Genomic DNA, 13477 nt, shown 5'->3' with positions numbered 1-13477 from the left:
CGCGCGGCTTATGGATCGCCGGCCAAGAGTGACTCGGGTGCCGCAGCGACAGCAAGAACTTTGGCGCCGCGCGGGCCGACCACCTTCGCCGGCGGCAGCCTTAAACAGTAAGGGCCCGGAGCTTGCAGCCCCGAGCCCAAAATCTCGATCGTCTCGGACGGCTAGCTAGCGACCGCCCTGGACGAGCCTGGCTCTTCCGCGCCGATCAGGCGCGCTTCAGGCCCCAGGGGTAAGGCGCCGAGCCTTTCAGCATGCCGGTCAGGTTCTTGCGATAGGCCGTCTTGATCACGAACCGGCCGAGCGGGACCGTCGCGGTCTCCTCGAGCGCAAGGCGGCCGAGCTGCGCGGCGGCCTTCTTCTGCGCGGCTTCGTCAGGAGCGTAGAGCCACTCCTCCGCCAGCGCCTCGGCCTTGGCGCTGTCATACCAGCCAAACCAGCCTTTCGCCCCCTGCCCGCGCACCAGGAAGGACTGCGCCGGACTGGCCCAGGCCATGGTCGAGCCCGTGGTATGGAAGATGCTCCAACCGCCCTTCTCGACCGGCTCGCGGCTGTTGCGGCGCTGGATCACCGTGCCCCAGTCGCTTGCCACGAACTCGACATTCATGCCGAGCTGCTTGAGCAGTTCGGCGGTGACGTCGCCGAGCGGCCCGATATCGGGGAAGTCGGTCGGGTTGATGATGACGACCTTCTCGCCGTTATAGCCGGACTCCTTCAGCGCCGCCTTGGCCTTCTCCAGGCTCTGCGGCATCAGGTCCTCATGCTCGCCGTCGTAATAGGGCGTGCCGCGCCACCAGAGATTGCGCGAGGTCTGCCAGAGCGACGTGTCATCGCCCTGGGCGGCGCGCATATAGTCTTCCTGATTCACCGCCATGCGCACGGCAGCGCGCACCTTGGGATTGTTGAAGGGCGGCTGAAGGTGGTTCATGCGCATGATCGCGCCGCGCCCGGCCTCGTCCGTTACCTCGCGGACGACCTCCGGGACCTTCGCCAGCATCGGCTGGAGATCGGAGAGCGGGCGCTCCCACCAGTCGATCTCACCCTTGATCAGCGCATTCGCCGCCGTCGCGGGATCGGGCAGGATCTGCCATTCGATCCGCTTGAAATTCGCGACCTTGCCGCCGGCGCCGCGGCTCGGCGGCTCGCTACGGGACTTATAGGCCTCGAACTTCTCGTAGACGACCTTGCTGCCCGAGACGAATTCGCCCGGCACGAAGCGATAAGGCCCGGAACCGACAACCTCGGTGACCTGCTTGTTCGCATCGGTTAGGGCGAGGCGCTCGGGCATGACGAAGAGGGGCGAATCCGCCTTGGCGAGCAGGTCGAGCATCATCGGGAACGGCCGCGTCAGCTTGATCTCGAAGCTGCGCTCGTCCAGCGGCGCCATGCTCTCCACCACCTTGGCCAGGAGCTGGGCGTAAGAATCGCGTTGTGCCCAGCGCTTCAGGCTCTGGATGCAGTCGGCCGGCTTCACCGGCGTGCCGTCATGGAAGACGAGGCCTTCGCGCAGCTTGATCTTCCAGACCTTGCCGTCGGCCGAAATCTCATGCCCTTCAGCCATTTGCGGCTGGGGCTTCATGTCGAGGTCGTGGCCGTAAAGCGTGTCGTAAACGTAGTAGCCGTGATTATTGGTCACGGTCGCCGTCGTCCAGATCGGATCGAGCGCCGTCAGATTGGCCTGCGGCGCGAATTTCAAGGTTGTCGCCGCCTGCGCGGAGGCACGCCCCGTCATGGCCGGCCCGGCCAATGTCAGGGCCGTCGCCCCCTTCAGGAATGTACGACGCTTCATTGCTGTTCCCCTCATTATGACTTGCAGCTTTGTGGATTTGGGCCGGCATACACCGGCCCTGCTTAATCGAAGCCCAATAACCTCAATCGAAATCCAAATCTCAATCGAAGCCCAGGAAGCCGGGGCTGTTGCTCAGCTTCGGCGCGGCCGCCAGTTTGGCGATGTCGGGCACCGGGCGCGCCGTCAGCGTATCGCCAGCCAGGGCCGCCTCGAGCGCGGCGGCCACCGCCAGCACCTTGGCGTCGCCGCCGCGCGGGCCGACGATCTGCAGGCCGAACGGCATGCCGTTGCGGTCGAGCCCGACCGGCAGCGAAATCGCGGGATGCCCGACATTGGTGACGGCATAGGCCATGGCGAGCCAGTGGAAATAGGTCCGGGTCGGCTTGCCGTCGATCTCGGCCGGGTAGAGCTCCGACCAGGGGCGTGGGCTCAGGGTCACGGCCGGCGAGAGGATGACGTCGTAATCCTCGAAGAAGCCCTGCCAGTTCTTGTAGAGCACGGTCTGCTGCTTCAGGGCGCGCGTGACGTCGAGCGCGCTGTAGCGCAGCCCCTCCTCGACATTGGCGCGGACATTGGGGCCGACCAGTTCGGGCGTGTCTCGGACGCGCTCATACATGCCGGCGAGGAACGCAACCGAGCGCAACACCTCGAAGGTCTCGTCGGCGCCGGTGCAATCGGGCGTCGCCGCCTCGACCTGTGCGAAGAGATGCCTGAAAGCGCCGGTCTTCTCGGCGAAGACTTCGCGGATATGCCGCTCGGTCGGGGCGAAACCGAAATCCGGCGTCAGCGCGACCTTGAGCGAGGAGAGATCGATCGTGCCCGGCCTGGCGAAATCCTCCGGGCGACGCACCGTCCTGCCATGGATCGTCGTGGCCAGCGGGTCGGCCGCGTCATCCGAGACCATGGTCGAGAGCAACAGGCACAGATCGGGCACGGTGCGCGCCATCGGCCCGAGCACGCTCAACGGATTCCAGCCGAGCGGCCGCTTCTCGCTCGGCACCAGCCCCGGCGAGGGCCTGAAGCCGACGATGCCGTTATAGGCGGCCGGGTTGCGCAGCGAGCCGCCAGTATCGGAACCGGTCGCGATCGGCACCATGTTCGTCGCCAGCGCGACGCCCGAGCCGCCAGACGAGCCGGCAGCGCATTTGGAGGGGTCGAACGGGTTGCCGGTCGCGCCATAGACGGCGTTGCGGGTGTTGGCGCCAGCGCCCCATTCCGGTGTGTTGGTCTTGCCCAGAACGATCGCGCCGGCCTTGCGGGTGTTGGCGACGATCAGCTGGTCTTCGGTCGGCACATGGTTCGCGAAGAGTTGGCTGCCATAGGTGGTGCGCAGGCCGGCGACGTTCTCGAGATCCTTCACGCCGAGCGGCAGCCCGTGCAGCGCGCCAAGCCGGTCGCCGCGCATCGTCGCCTCATCGGCGAGCTTTGCCGCCTTGCGGGCCCGCTCATCGTCACGCGCCACCATGGCGTTGACGGCCGGATCGACTGCATCGATGCGGGCGATACAGCTTTCGAGCAGTTCGCTCGCCGACAGCTTCTTGGTTCCGATCAAGGCGCGAGCCTCTACGGCGCTGAGTTCACAGGGTTCAGTCAAGGGAAGGACCTCTCGTCGAAGACGGGCCGCGCAGGCAAGAGCCGTGCCTCGGGGCCGCAACTATGACCTGCGAATCTCCGGCATGTCGCCCCCTGACGTTAGATGCCCCATGCATACCGCGCATGCTCTTGTTCCCGATTCTTGCCCCCGCTTCTTGCATGGTGCCTGCTGCGGATCAGACGCTGACCGCGGGCGACCCGACGGAGACACATCGATATGGCACCGAACCAGCACGTCAGACTCGCTGTCGATATCGGTGGCACCTTCACCGATGTGGTGCTGGAGACCGAGGCCGGGCGGATGACGCGCAAGGTGCTGACGACGCCGTCGCGGCCGGAGGAAGGCGTGCTCGGCGGCATGCGATTGATCCTCTCGGATGCGCGGATGCACATGTCCGACATCGATGTCTTCGTCCATGGCACCACCCTGGCGACCAACGCCATCATCGAGCGTCGCGGCGCGAGAACCGCCCTGATCGCGACCGAGGGGTTTCGCGACATCATCGAGATCGGCACGGAAAGCCGCTACGACCAGTATGATCTCTCGATCGAGAAGCCGCGCCCGCTGGTGCAGCGCGCGCTGCGCTTCACGCTACCCGAGCGCGTCGATGTGCACGGCAAGGTCCGCCTGCCGCTGGATGAGGCGGCGGTCGCCGCGCTCGTGCCGAAACTGAAGGCGGCCGGTGTCGAGAGCGTCGCCATCGCCTTCCTGCATTCCTACGCCAATGCCGAGCATGAGCGCCGCACCGGCGCGCTGCTGAAAGCTGCGATGCCCGAGCTCGGCATCACGCTCTCCAGCGAGGTCTGCCCGGAGGTGCGCGAATATGAACGCACCTCGACGGCCATCGCCAATGCCTATGTCCAGCCGCTGATGGCGGGCTACCTTGCCCGCATGGCCGAGGGGCTGGCGCAGGAGCAGTTCCGTGGCGCGATCTATCTGGTGACCTCGGGCGGCGGCCTGACCTCGATCGAGACCGCACAGCGCTTCCCGGTGCGCCTCGTTGAATCCGGGCCCGCGGGCGGGGCGATCTTCGCCGCGCTGACCGCAGCCCAGCTCGGCGAGAGCAAGGTGCTCTCCTTCGACATGGGCGGCACCACGGCCAAGATCTGCCTGATCGAGAAATTCGAACCGCAATCCTCGCGCGTCTTCGAGGTCGACCGCGCTGCCCGCTTCCTCAAGGGCTCGGGGCTCCCGGTGCGCATTCCGGTGATCGAGATGGTCGAGATCGGCGCCGGCGGCGGCTCGATTGCGAGGATCGATGCGTTGAAGCGCGTCACGGTCGGCCCCGAGAGCGCCTCCTCCGAGCCCGGCCCCGCCTGCTACGGACGCGGCGGCACGCACCCCGCCGTCACCGACGCCGATGTCGTGCTCGGCATGATCGATCCCGTCGCCTTCGCCGGCGGCACCATCCCGCTCGATCCGGACCTGTCGCGCAAGGCGCTCCTGGCCGATATCGGCGAGCCGCTCGGGCTCGATGCCGAAACCGCCGCCTATGCCGTGCATGAAATGGTCTGCGAGAACATGGCGAGCGCGGCCCGCGTGCATGCGGTCGAGCGCGGCGCGGTCGTCGGCGATCACACCCTGATCGCCTTCGGCGGGGCGGCGCCCCTGCATGCGGCGCGCGTGGCCGAGAAGATCGGCGTCAAGCGCGTGATCGTGCCGCCCAATGCCGGTGTCGGCTCGGCCGTCGGCTTCCTCGCCGCACCGGTCTCCTATGAACTGGTCCGAAGCCGCCATGTCAGGCTCGATGCCTTCGACGGGGCGCTGGTTTCGGATCTTCTCGCGGAGATGGAGCTGGAAGCGCGCGCTCTGGTCGAGCCCGGCGCGCGCGGCGAACCGGTGATCGCGCGGCGCGGCGCCTTCATGCGCTATGTCGGCCAGGGCCATGAGATCACCGTGACGCTGCCCTCCGGCGTGCTGGGCGAACAGGACATCCCGGCGCTGCGCAGCTCTTTCGAGGCCGATTACGCCGCCCTGTTCGCACGGCCGATTCCCGGAGCCGCGATCGAGATCCTGAGCTGGTCGGTTCTGGTCACGACGCAGCCGCCGAAGCCCGCAGTGGCGCCGCGCGTCGCGAGTTCGGCTCCGCCTGAGGCCTCCGGCAGCCGCGTCTTCCATGACGGCAAGGCCGGCGCCAGCATCATGATCCCGCTCTACCGGCGCGAGACGATGATACCGGGCGCGTCGATCGCAGGCCCCGCCATCATCGCCGAGGACGAGACCTCGACCTTCGTGTCGATGAGCTTCGACGCGCATATCGACGCCATCGGCTGCATCGTGATGGACCGCAAAATTCTCGATCGCAAAGCCGCGTGAGGAGAGATCAGATGAGCCAGACCGACAAGATCAGCCTGATCGATCTCCAGATCATGTGGAACCGCCTGATCGCGGTGGTGGAGGAACAGGGCCAGATCCTGATGCGCACGGCGTTTTCGCCGATCGTGCGCGAATGCGGCGACATCTCCGCCGGCGTCTTCGACCTGCAGGGCCGGATGCTGGCTCAGGGCGTCACCGGCACGCCGGGCCATGTCAACTCCATGGCGGAATCGGTGAAGCACTTCATCCGCCATTTCCCGATCGAGACGATGAAGGAAGGCGACGCCTACATCACCAACGACCCCTGGATGGGCACCGGCCATCTCAACGACTTCGTCGTGACGACGCCCGCCTTCAGAAACGGCAAGCCGGTCGCGCTGTTCTCCTGCACCAGCCATCTGATGGATATCGGCGGCATCGGCTTCGGGCCCGACGCCACCGACGTCTTCATGGAGGGGCTTTATCTGCCGATGCTGAAACTGATCGACGCCGGCAAGGTCGACCAGAACGTCATGGCGATCATCCGCGCCAATACGCGCCAACCCGTCGATACCGAGGGCGACACCTATTCGCTCGCCGCCTGCAACGACATGGGCGCGAAGCGCCTCGTCGAGATGATGGATGAGTTCGGCATCGAGACGCTCGACGAGCTCGCCGAGCATATCTGCGCGCGCTCACGCGAAGCCGTGCTGGCCGAGATCGCCAAGCTGCCGAAAGGCAGCTGGCGCAATGAGATGGTGGTCGACGGCTATGACGTGCCGGTCACGCTCGCCGCCGAACTGACCATCTCGGATGACGGCATCCATGTCGATTTCACCGGCACCTCGCCGCAGGCGCAGCGCGGCATCAACGTGCCGCATTCCTATACCACCGCTTATACCGTTTTCGGGCTGGGCTGCGTCGTCGCCGCCCAGATCCCCAACAATGCCGGCTCATTGGGCCCGCTGACCGTTTCCGCGCCATCGGGCTCGATCCTGAACGCGCCCAAGCCGGCGGCCGTCTCCTCGCGCCATGTCATCGGCCAGATGCTGCCTGACGTCGTCTTCGGCTGCCTGCGCCAGGTCATCCCGGAGCGTGTACCGGCGGAAGGCACCTCCTGCCTGTGGAACTTGAACGTGCGCGGCCGGACGCATGCCGGCGCGCAGGGCAATTACGGTTTCGCCATGGCCGTCACCAGCAATGGCGGCACCGGCGCGCGCTTCGACAAGGACGGGCTCTCGGCCACCGCCTATCCCAGCGGCGTGCGCGGTACCCCGGTCGAGATCGCCGAGACGCAGACGCCCCTGATCTTCTGGAAGAAGGAGCTGCGCCCCGACAGCGGCGGCAATGGTCGCACACGCGGCGGCCACGGCCAGATCATCGAAATCGAAAGCGGGGTCGATGCCTCCTTCGAGATCCTGGCGGCCTTCGACCGGATCGACCATCCGCCGCGCGGACGCGATGGCGGCGGCAACGGAGCCGCCGGCTATGTCGGGCTCAAATCCGGCAAGAAGCTCAAGGGCAAGGGCTTTCAGGAGATTCCGGCGGGAGACCGGCTGGTCGTCCTGACGCCGGGCGGCGCCGGCATCGGCAACCCGGCCGAGCGCGACCCGGCCCTGCTGAAACGCGACATCGAGGAAGAGCTGGTCAGCGCAAGCTAGTGCATCGGCTTCTTCCGAAAACCGGATTCCACTTTTCGGGCCGATGCTCAAGCCCGCAGCCCCGGCCCGTAGTTGGCCGGGGATTTGCTTTCTCCCCCACCGACAAACGACTTCACTGGAAGGGCTTACGGATCATGGCGGACCATCGCATCGCGCGGCGCGCGTTTCTGCTGGGAATGGGGTTGCTCGGCATGCTGGCCCAGCCTGCTGCCGCACAAACCCAGCTCGATCTCTCGACCGTCTGGCCCGAAAGCAATTTCCACACGCAAAACGCCATGCGCTACGCCGCAGAGGTCAAGAAGGCGACGAATGGCAGCGTCGATATCCTGGTCAAGGCCGGCGGCCAGCTCGGCTTCAAGGGGCCCGAGCATCTGCGCGCCGTGCGCGACGGCATCGTGCCGATGGCCGATATCCTCAACATCCAGCAGGTCGGCGACGAGCCTTTCATGGGCGTGGAAAGCGTGCCCTTCCTCGTCGGCACGCCCGAAGAACTCAAGGTCCTGCACAAATATGTGCGGCCCGAATACGACAAGATCGCCGAGCGCAACAACCAGAAGATCCTCTTCATCGTACCCTGGCCGACGCAATATCTGCAGCTCAAGGCCAAGGCGACCACGGTCGAGATGCTGAAGGGCATCAAGATCCGCGTGCCCGACAAGAACGCCGTCGACATGCTCAACGCGGTCGGCATGTCGCCGGTCCTGATCCCCTGGGGCGAGACTGTGCCGGCTCTGGCCTCGGGCGTGGTCTCGGGCGTCTCGACCTCGGCGGTGTCGGGCGTCGACGGCAAGTTCTGGGAGTTCCTGAAATACGTGCTGCCGACCAACCATGTCTGGTCGTCCGAGATGGTCACCATCAATCTCGACAGCTGGAAGAAGCTGAAGCCCGAGGAGCGCAAGGCGATGGAAGAGATCGCCGTCAAGCTCGAACCCGATTTCTGGGCGGCCTCGGTCAAGGCCGATACCGACAGCCTGAAGCGCCTGACCGAGGGCGGCATGGAGGTCGTGCCGGTGCCCGCGCCGATGATGGCCGAGCTGCGCGCCAAGACCGCGCCGCTGCTCGACGCCTTCCTCAAGCGTGTTCCCGCCGCCGACAAGCCGGTGAAGGCCTATCTCGCCGAGATGAAGCGCGGCTCGTGACCACCGCCTCTCCCTCCGAACCGCCAAGGTTTGCCGAACCGCAAGCGGTCGCCGTTCCGGCGGCCCTGCGCGCCCTGCTCGACGCGATCGACCGGCTGAGCCGCCTCGACGGCTGGATCGGCGGCGGCTGCCTGCTGGCGCTGACCTTGCTCATGCTGTGCGAGATCGGCACCCGCTTCCTGTCGAATTTCCTGCCCTTCTTCCCCGCCTCCATCCCGGTGGCGTGGGAGTATTCCTCCTATCTGATGGCGGCCTCCTTCACTTTTGGGGCCGCCATGACGCTGCGGGCGGGCGGCCATGTCCGCGTCACTCTGCTGATCGGCAAGGCGCCGCCGGCCTTGCGGCGGCCGCTCGAGGCCCTGGCGGCGCTGCTCGGCTTCGCCTTCATGAGCTTCCTGACCTACGCGATGGTGCGATTCGCCTGGGGCTCGTTCAGCCGGGGCCAGACCTCAGTCTCGAGCGATACGCCGATCTGGTTCCCCCAGGCTGTCGTGACCTTCGGCATGCTGCTTTTGACCCTGCAGTACCTCGCGCGCGTCATCCAGGCGGGGCTCGGCCTGCCGCTGGAAGACCACTCCATGAAGGCCGCATCCCCGGCGGATTGAGCAGCGCCTCGCTACAGCGCCCTTCCCTTACTCGCAGACCGGCACGCCGGTCGGGATCATGCCCATGCCCATCGAAGTCATCGTCATGTTCGCGATCCTGTTCGGCCTCCTGGCCAGCGGGTTGTGGATCGGTCTGACGCTCGCGCTGACCGGCACGGTGCTGCTCTTCCTGTTCCGCTCGATGCCGCTCGACCGGCTCTTGCCGCAATATGCCTGGAACATCCTGACCACGCAGGAATTGCTGGCGCTGCCGCTCTTCATCCTGATGGGTGAATTGCTGTTCCGCACGCATCTGTCGCGCTCCTTGTTCAAGGGGCTCGCGCCCTGGGCCGGGTTGCTGCCCGGGCGCTTGCTGCATGTGAACATCTTCGGTTGCACGATCTTCGCGGCGATCTCCGGCTCCTCTGCTGCGACCACCCAGGTCGTCGGGCGCATCGCGCTCACCGAATTGCTCAAGCGCGGCTACTCCAAGGACATCGCCATCGGCTCGCTGGCGGGCGCCGGCACGCTCGGCTTCCTGATCCCGCCCTCCAACATCATGATCATCTATGGCGTGCTCGGCGACGTCTCGATCCTGAAGCTGTTCACGGCCGGCTTCCTGCCCGGCCTCCTGCTCGCGAGCACCTTCATGGCCTGGGTGATGATCCACACCACGCTGCGCGGCGATCTCGTGCCCCAGGCCGAGAACGATCTGCGCAAGTTGAGCTGGCGCGAGCGCTTTTCCGCCCTGCGCGATCTGGCGCCGGCGCTGTTCCTGATCCTGTGCGTGCTCGGCTCGATGTATGGCGGCATCGCGACGCCGTCCGAGGCCGCCGCGGTCGGTGTGCTCGGCGCGGCGCTCGTCACCGCCTTCCAGGGTTCGCTGAATTTCGAGGCGATCAAGGGCATCCTGATCGGCTCGGTGATCACCTGCTCGATGATCGCGCTGATCGTGCTGGGCGCCTCGATCCTGGGCAATGCCGCCGCCTTCCTGGGCATTCCCCAGGCGGTCGCCGCCTTCGTCAAGGGACTGAACCTGACGCCCTTCATGCTGATCGTCGCGCTGATCGCCTTCTACATCGTGCTCGGCTGCTTCCTCGACGGCTTCTCGATGATCGTGATGACGCTGCCGATCGTGCTACCGATCGTGAAGCAGGCGGGGTTCGACCCGATCTGGTTCGGCGTCTTCATGGTGCTGGTGGTGGAGATGGCGCAGATCACGCCGCCGGTCGGCTTCAACCTGTTCGTGATCCAGGGCCTGACCGGGGACGGTCTCGGCTACATCGCCAAGGTGACCTTCCCCTATCTGGTCATCCTGATCCTGTTCACCCTGATCTTGACGGTCTATCCCGAGATCGTGCTGTGGCTGCCGAAAGTGCTGGCCGGGTAAGCGCCCTCGCCCGGCCGAGCGGCCACTGGCTTCAGTCGATCGCGATCATCGCGTCGGACGCCTTGACCACGGCATAGGCCTGCTGCCCGATAGCGAGCTTGAGTTCCTCCACCGCTGCATTGGTGATCGCCGAAGTCACGATCGCACCGCCGGCATCGAGGCGGACATGGGCGGTCGCGTCGCGCCCTTGGTGATCGCGACGATCGTGCCTTTGAGCTGGTTGCGGGCGCCGATCGTCACGGCATTTTTCTGAAGCGAATGGGTCGGCCGGCCCTGGAACAGAGCGCCGTTCCGAGCTCGGGGCTATTGTTGGGCTCGACCTGTTGCGGCAGTCGTTATATTCAATCAGACAGAACGCAGGCCAATCCGACGAGGGTGAACGCGGATGACGACGAACCGCCGATGTGTGATGGGTGTCGCTGCCGCGCTCCTGCTCGGTTTCGGCACGAATATCGCGACCGCGCAGGCCCAGACCAAGGAACTCGTCATCTTCGCGGCCGCGAGCCTGAAGAACGCGCTCGACGAAGCCGCGGCCGCCTGGGTGAAGGAAACCGGCAAACCGGCTCCAAAGATTTCCTATGCAGCCAGCAATGCCCTCGCCAAGCAGCTCGAACAGGGTGCTCCGGCCGATCTCTTCCTCTCGGCCGATCTCGACTGGATGGATTATGCGGCGAGCAAGAACCTGATCAGGCCGGAGACGCGGATCAGCCTGCTGGCCAACCGGATCGTGCTGGTCGCCCCCTCGGATTCGACGGCGAAGATCGCCCTGGCTTCCGGCGTCGATCTGAGCGCGGCGCTCGGCTCCGGCCGCCTTGCCATGGGCAATGTCGAGTCGGTGCCGGCCGGCAAATACGGCAAGGCTGCGCTGGAGAAGCTCGGCGGCTGGGACAAGGTCAAGGACAAGATCGCGCAGGCGGACAATGTCCGCGCCGCCCTGCTCCTGGTGTCGCGTGGCGAGGCGCCGCTCGGCATCGTCTACGCCACCGATGCGGCTGCCGACCCCAAGGTCAAGGTCGCGGCGGTCTTCCCGGAGGATTCGCACCCGCCGATCATCTATCCCGTCGCGGTGACCAAGGATGCGAGCAATCCTGACGCGCAGGGCTTCCTGAGCTATCTGCGCGGCGCCGGGCCGAAGGCCGCCTTCGAGCGCCAAGGCTTCACCGTGCTGAACAGGGCCGCCAACGCCTCGTGAACGACTGGTTGTCTCCCGAGGAATGGACGGCTGTCCGCCTGAGCCTGATCGTCGCGACGACCGCCATGCTCGCGAGCCTGCCGCTCGGGCTCGGCGTCGCCTTCCTGCTCGCGCGCGGCCGCTTCTGGGGCAAGTCATTGCTCGATGCGGCCGTCCATCTGCCGTTGATCATGCCGCCCGTCGTGACCGGCTATCTCCTGCTGATCGGCTTTGGCCGGCGCGGGCCGATCGGTCAGTTCCTCTATGATTATTTCGGCATCGTGCTCTCCTTTCGCTGGACCGGCGCAGTGCTCGCCGCCGCGGTCATGGGCTTTCCCCTGATGGTGCGCGCCATCCGCCTCTCGATCGAGGCGGTCGACCGCAAGCTGGAGGACGCAGCCGGCACGCTCGGCGCCAGCCCCGCCTGGGTCTTCCTCGTCGTCACGCTGCCGCTTTGCCTGCCCGGCATCGTCGTCGGCATGATCTTGTGCTTCGCCAAGGCGATGGGCGAGTTCGGCGCGACCATCACCTTCGTCTCCAACATCCCGGGCGAAACGCAGACCTTGCCTTCGGCGATCTACACCTTCACCCAGGTGCCCGGCGGCGAGGCCGGCGCGACGCGCCTGACGCTGATCTCGATCGCGATCTCGGTCGCGGCGCTCTTCGTCTCGGAATGGATGGCGCGTTTCGTCGGACGCAGGATCGCGGTCGAATGAGCCCGCTCATCGAGATCGCGGTCGAGCACCAGCTGGGCCAGTTCAAGCTCGACGCCAACTTCACCTCCAACGGGCGCCTGACGGCGCTGTTCGGCCGCTCGGGCTCCGGCAAGACCTCGCTCGTCAACGTCATCGGCGGCCTCATCCGCCCGGCGCGCGGGCGCGTCCTCGTCGACGGTGAGGTGCTGGTCGACACCAGGCACGGCGTTTTCGTGCCCAAGCACCGACGGCGGATCGGCTATGTCTTCCAGGAGGCGCGGCTCTTTCCCCATCTGACGGTGCGCCAGAACCTGCTGTTCGGGCGCTGGTTCGCGCCTCGCGAAGGGCGCGACAGCATCGCCTTTGAGGCCGTGCTGGACCTGCTCGGGATCGGCCATCTGCTCGAGCGCAGGCCGGCCGGCCTGTCGGGAGGCGAGAAGCAGCGCATAGCGATCGGCCGTGCCTTGCTGGCCAATCCCCGGCTGCTCTTGATGGACGAGCCGCTGGCCTCGCTCGATGAGGCGCGCAAGGTCGAAATCCTGCCCTATATCGAGCGTCTGCGCGACGAGATCGGCATTCCCATCGTCTATGTCTCGCACTCGGTTGCGGAAGTGGCGCGGCTGGCGACGACGCTGGTCGTTGTCGATCAGGGCGCCATCAAGGCCTGCGGCCCGACGGCAGAGGTGATGTCACGGTTGGACGTCGCCGGCTTGTCGGGGGCGGCCGAGGCCGGCTCCATCCTGGAAGCCGAGATCGTCGGCTACGATGCCGAATACCACCTGACCAGCCTGAGAACCCAGGCCGGCCTGTTGCAGGTCTCGCGCAGCGCCTTGCCGTTCGGCGGGCATGTCCGGGTCCGCATCCTCGCCAGCGACGTCCTGATCAGCCTGACACTGCCGACCGGCGTAAGCGCGCTCAACATCCTGCCGGGCACGATCGCCGAAATCGGCAGGACGCGTGGGGGCGCGGCAATCGAGCTGGTCATCGACTGCAATGGCGCGAGCCTTCTGGCGCGCCTGACCGCGAAATCCGTGGCGGCCCTGGCGCTGAGGCAAGGCAGCCAGGTCTATGCGGTGATCAAGAGCGTTTCTGTCGAGACGAGCTGAGGCTCGGCTCGATCGGAAGCTGTCGGTGCGGTCCGGCAAAAACCTGTTTAGAACCG

At 66.2% G+C, this 13477-nt stretch carries 10 protein-coding genes and 1 pseudogene; 8 read left to right on the top strand and 3 right to left on the bottom strand.

The window, feature by feature from the left end:
• Nucleotides 1-205 precede the first annotated feature (205 nt).
• A complete protein-coding gene (locus CYD53_RS23035) occupies nt 206-1786 on the bottom strand; it encodes an ABC transporter substrate-binding protein (RefSeq protein WP_103720428.1) in 1581 nt (526 codons plus the stop codon).
• Between the two features lie 100 nt (nt 1787-1886).
• The gene (locus CYD53_RS23030; protein WP_103720427.1) at nt 1887-3380 is read right to left on the bottom strand and encodes an amidase; all 1494 of its coding nucleotides are present in this window, start codon (nt 3378-3380) and stop codon (nt 1887-1889) included.
• Between the two features lie 216 nt (nt 3381-3596).
• Between CYD53_RS23030 and CYD53_RS23025 the strand changes: the two genes are divergently transcribed.
• From CYD53_RS23025 to CYD53_RS23005, 5 genes are all read left to right on the top strand, one after another.
• Nucleotides 3597-5696 carry a hydantoinase/oxoprolinase family protein gene (locus tag CYD53_RS23025; RefSeq protein WP_103720426.1) on the top strand — a complete coding sequence of 700 codons (2100 nt, stop codon included), beginning with the start codon at nt 3597-3599 and terminating at the stop codon, nt 5694-5696.
• Nucleotides 5697-5707: 11 nt separating this feature from the next.
• Nucleotides 5708-7336, top strand: a complete 1629-nt coding sequence (locus CYD53_RS23020; protein ID WP_103720425.1) for a hydantoinase B/oxoprolinase family protein — start codon at nt 5708-5710, stop codon at nt 7334-7336.
• Between the two features lie 134 nt (nt 7337-7470).
• The gene (locus CYD53_RS23015) at nt 7471-8475 is read left to right on the top strand and encodes a TRAP transporter substrate-binding protein (protein WP_103720424.1); all 1005 of its coding nucleotides are present in this window, start codon (nt 7471-7473) and stop codon (nt 8473-8475) included.
• Nucleotides 8472-9080, top strand: a complete 609-nt coding sequence (locus tag CYD53_RS23010; protein ID WP_103720423.1) for a TRAP transporter small permease subunit — start codon at nt 8472-8474, stop codon at nt 9078-9080. Before CYD53_RS23015 ends, CYD53_RS23010 begins: the two co-directional genes overlap by 4 nt.
• Nucleotides 9081-9144: 64 nt before the next feature.
• On the top strand, nt 9145-10449 hold the full coding sequence (locus tag CYD53_RS23005; protein WP_103720422.1) for a TRAP transporter large permease: 1305 nt from the start codon (nt 9145-9147) through the stop codon (nt 10447-10449).
• A 31-nt stretch (nt 10450-10480) separates the two neighbouring features.
• On the opposite strand, the pseudogene CYD53_RS23000 reads toward CYD53_RS23005, so the two are convergent.
• Nucleotides 10481-10689 (bottom strand): annotated as a pseudogene (locus tag CYD53_RS23000) (TOBE domain-containing protein).
• 169 nt (nt 10690-10858) lie between these two features.
• On the opposite strand from CYD53_RS23000, the gene modA reads away from it, so the two are divergent.
• From modA to modC, 3 genes are read left to right on the top strand one after another with little or no spacing between them, the layout of a single operon-like run.
• The gene (modA, locus tag CYD53_RS22995) at nt 10859-11641 is read left to right on the top strand and encodes a molybdate ABC transporter substrate-binding protein (protein WP_103720421.1); all 783 of its coding nucleotides are present in this window, start codon (nt 10859-10861) and stop codon (nt 11639-11641) included.
• Nucleotides 11638-12336 carry a molybdate ABC transporter permease subunit gene (gene modB / locus CYD53_RS22990; protein ID WP_103720420.1) on the top strand — a complete coding sequence of 233 codons (699 nt, stop codon included), beginning with the start codon at nt 11638-11640 and terminating at the stop codon, nt 12334-12336. Before modA ends, modB begins: the two co-directional genes overlap by 4 nt.
• Entirely contained in the window at nt 12333-13421 is a 1089-nt protein-coding gene (gene modC, locus CYD53_RS22985; RefSeq protein WP_103720419.1) for a molybdenum ABC transporter ATP-binding protein, read from the top strand. Before modB ends, modC begins: the two co-directional genes overlap by 4 nt.
• Nucleotides 13422-13477 lie beyond the last annotated feature (56 nt).

Source organism: Allobosea psychrotolerans, assembly GCF_002917105.1.
GTDB classification, from domain to species: Bacteria; Pseudomonadota; Alphaproteobacteria; order Rhizobiales; family Beijerinckiaceae; genus Allobosea; species Allobosea psychrotolerans.
The sequence above is the reverse complement of the archived record's forward strand: the minus strand, read 5'-3'. Positions and strand labels throughout refer to the sequence as shown.

Excerpts from the sequence above, each read along its gene's own strand:
- CYD53_RS23020 (WP_103720425.1), top strand. The coding sequence starts at position 5,708 with ATGAGCCAGACCGACAAGATCAGCCTGATCGATCTCCAGATCATGTGG.
- modC (WP_103720419.1), top strand. The coding sequence starts at position 12,333 with ATGAGCCCGCTCATCGAGATCGCGGTCGAGCACCAGCTGGGCCAGTTC.
- CYD53_RS23005 (WP_103720422.1), top strand. The coding sequence starts at position 9,145 with ATGCCCATCGAAGTCATCGTCATGTTCGCGATCCTGTTCGGCCTCCTG.
- CYD53_RS23025 (WP_103720426.1), top strand. The coding sequence starts at position 3,597 with ATGGCACCGAACCAGCACGTCAGACTCGCTGTCGATATCGGTGGCACC.
- modA (WP_103720421.1), top strand. The coding sequence starts at position 10,859 with ATGGGTGTCGCTGCCGCGCTCCTGCTCGGTTTCGGCACGAATATCGCG.
- CYD53_RS23035 (WP_103720428.1), bottom strand. The coding sequence starts at position 1,786 with ATGAAGCGTCGTACATTCCTGAAGGGGGCGACGGCCCTGACATTGGCC.
- CYD53_RS23015 (WP_103720424.1), top strand. The coding sequence starts at position 7,471 with ATGGCGGACCATCGCATCGCGCGGCGCGCGTTTCTGCTGGGAATGGGG.